This window comes from Roseisolibacter sp. H3M3-2 (assembly GCF_029211165.1).
In the GTDB taxonomy this organism is placed as follows: Bacteria; Gemmatimonadota; Gemmatimonadetes; order Gemmatimonadales; family Gemmatimonadaceae; genus Roseisolibacter.
Window position 1 is genome coordinate 1 of the sequence record NZ_JARGEK010000471.1, and the last position, 3,025, is coordinate 3,025.

The 3,025-nt window shown below is 62.1% G+C and carries 1 rRNA gene; it reads right to left on the reverse strand.

Annotated features, from left to right (window positions below):
• Positions 1 to 19 precede the first annotated feature (19 nt).
• Positions 20 to 2,990: ribosomal RNA gene (locus PYV61_RS23165) — 23S ribosomal RNA — on the reverse strand.
• Positions 2,991 to 3,025: the final 35 nt, after the last annotated feature.

The following is a 3,025-nucleotide window of genomic DNA, read 5'->3' on the forward strand; positions in this document are numbered from 1 at the left end:
ATCCCCAGCAGTGTGGGGAGTAGTCAAGCCGCACGGGCGATTAGGAGCGCTACGCTCGGAGTGCCTTGCAGCACGTCCACGGGCGCCCTATCGACGGAGTGGTCTCCTCCGGCCCTTCAGGGGGGTCTAGCCCCCGGGGAGAGTTCATCTTGGGGACGGCTTCCCACTTAGATGCTTTCAGCGGTTATCCGTGCCGATCATCGCTACCCGGCGGTGCTCCTGGCGGAACAGCCGGGACACGAGCGGATCGTCCGACCCGGTCCTCTCGTACTAGGGTCCGCGCCCCTCAACTCTCCAACGCCCACGACGGATACAGACCGAACTGTCTCACGACGTTCTGAACCCAGCTCATGTACCACTTTAACCGGCGAACAGCCGGACCCTTGGGACCTTCTCCAGCCCCAGGATGTGATAAGCCGACATCGAGGTGCCAAACCGCGCCGTCGATGTGAACTCTCGGGCGCGATAAGCCTGTTATCCCCAGCGTACCTTTTATCCGTTGCGCGATAGCCCGCCCACGCGGAACTACCGGATCACTACGGCCCACTTTCGTGCCGGCTCGAGCCGTCGCTCTCGCCGTCAGGCTGGCTTCTGCCGTTACACTCTATAAGCGCGAGTACCGACCGCGCTGAGCCAACCTTCGCGCGCCTCCGTTACGCTTTCGGAGGCGACCGCCCCAGTCAAACTGCCCACCTGCCACGGTCCCAGATCGGGTTTGCCAACCGTGGTGAGCACGCCGCATTCAGCAGGGTGGTATTTCACTGGTGCCTCCCCGCGGGCTGGCGCCCGCGGATCACCGGCTCCCACCTATGCTACACAGCTGAATGCAGCGAGCAATGGCAAGCTGCAGTAAAGGTGCATGGGGTCTTTTTGTCCTGTCGCGGGAACTCGGAATCCTCACCGAGACTGCCATTTCGCCGAGCGCGTGGTCGAGACAGTGCCCAAGTCGTTACGCCATTCGTGCAGGTCGGAACTTACCCGACAAGGAATTTCGCTACCTTAGGACCGTTATAGTTACGGCCGCCGTTTACCGGGGCTTCGGCTCAGAGCTTCGGGCTTGCGCCCTAACCCCTCCCCTTAACCTTCCGGCACCGGGCAGGCGTCAGTGCATATACGGCGCCTTGTGCGGCTTGGCATGCACCTGTGTTTTTGCTAAACAGTCGCTTGGGCCGATTCACTGCGGCCCCCTCAGGCTGCGGCGCGAGGCCTTGACCCGGGGGGGCATCCCTTCTTCCGAAGTTACGGGATCATTATGCCGAGTTCCTTGACCACGTCTCACTCGTGCACCTGAGGCTACTCGCCTCGCCTACCTGTGTCGGTTTGCGGTACGGTCGTCGTACGACTCCCTGCAGAGCTTTTCTCGCCCGTCGACTCTACGAGACTTGACGGAGCCGAAGCTCCATCTCCCCATGGGCTCTCGGCCTTTCGGCCTACGGCTTTAGACGGTCAATCCACAAGACCGCGCCCGCTTCGTTCCGGTGTCCCTCTGCAGTTCAACGTCGTAAGACGGGACGGGAATGTTCACCCGTTGTCCATCGGCTACGCCTCTGGGGCCTCGCCTTAGGGGCCGCCTCACCCTGCGCTGATTGCCATGGCGCAGGAAACCTTAGGCTTACGGTGTGCGGGGTTCTCACCCGCATTTGCGCGTACTCAGTCCGGCATCCTCACTTCCGGTCGCTCCAGCGCAACGGTTCCCCGGCGCCTTCGTCGCTCCCGGAACGCTCCCCTACCCCTCGTGCAGACGCACGAAGGCCAAGCTTCGGCGGGCCGCTTAATCCCGACCATTCTCGGCGCATCCCCACTGGACTGGTGAGCTATTACGCACTCTTTAAAGGAGTGGCTGCTTCTAAGCCAACCTCCCAGTTGTCAAAGTAGGAACACATCCTTCGCTATACTCAGCGGCCACTTCGGGGCCTTAGCTGTGGCTCTGGGTTCTTTCCCTCTCGCCGCTGGACATTATCGCTCAGCGACTGCCTCCCGAGGTCCATCGGTCCGGTATTCGGAGTTTGGTTGGGGTTGGTACCGGCCACGCCAGCCCGCGCCCATCCAGTCGCTCTACCCCCGGCCGACATACGGCGCACAAGGCGCCAGCCTCGAGGCTCTACCTCAATAGATTTCGGGGAGAACCAGCTATCTCCAGGCTTGATTGGCCTTTCACCCCTACCCACAAGTCATCCGAACGGTTTTCAACCCATACCGGTGCGGGCCTCCACTGGGTGTTACCCCAGCTTCACCCTGCTCATGGGTAGATCGCCCTGGCTTCGGGTTTACCCCCGGCAACTCCACTCGCCCTCGTGACAGGACTCGCTTTCGCTGCGGCTCCGTGGCTGCGCCACTTAGCCTCGCTGCCGAGGCGTAACTCGCCGGATCATAATGCAAAAGGCACGCAGTCAGACGCGTACGCCTTGCGACGTACCGTCCTCCTACCGCTTGTAGGCCAGTGGTTTCAGGCTCTGTTTCACTCCCCGCACTGGGGTGCTTTTCACCTGTCCCTCACGGTACTCGTCCACTATCGGTCACACGGGAGTCTTTAGCCTTGGAGGGTGGTCCCCCCAGCTTCACGCCACGTTCCTCGGGACCATGGCGCTACTCAGGAACACCACTAGCGCATGCACCTCGTCTTCGCCTACCGGGCTGTCACCGTCTGTGGCGCCGCATTCCAGCGGACTTCGACTGACTTCGCACGCACCGTCCGTGGGTCCTACAACCCCGCACCCACAAGGAGTGCGGTTTGGGCTCCGCCCCGTTCGCTCGCCGCTACTGGGGGCATCTCGGTTGATTTCTCTTCCTCCGGGTACTGAGATGTTTCAGTTCCCCGGGTTCGCTCTTGCTTGCGCAAGTGACGGCCATTCCTGGCCGACGGGTTTCCCCATTCGGGCATCCGGGGCTCACAGCCTGTGTGCGGCTCCCCCCGGCTTATCGCAGCTTACCGCGCCCTTCCTCGCCTCCGTGTGCCCAGGCATCCCCCACTGGCCTTCAGTCGCTTGACTACATCCAACTCGCCAAGCACTACGCGCAGTAGATC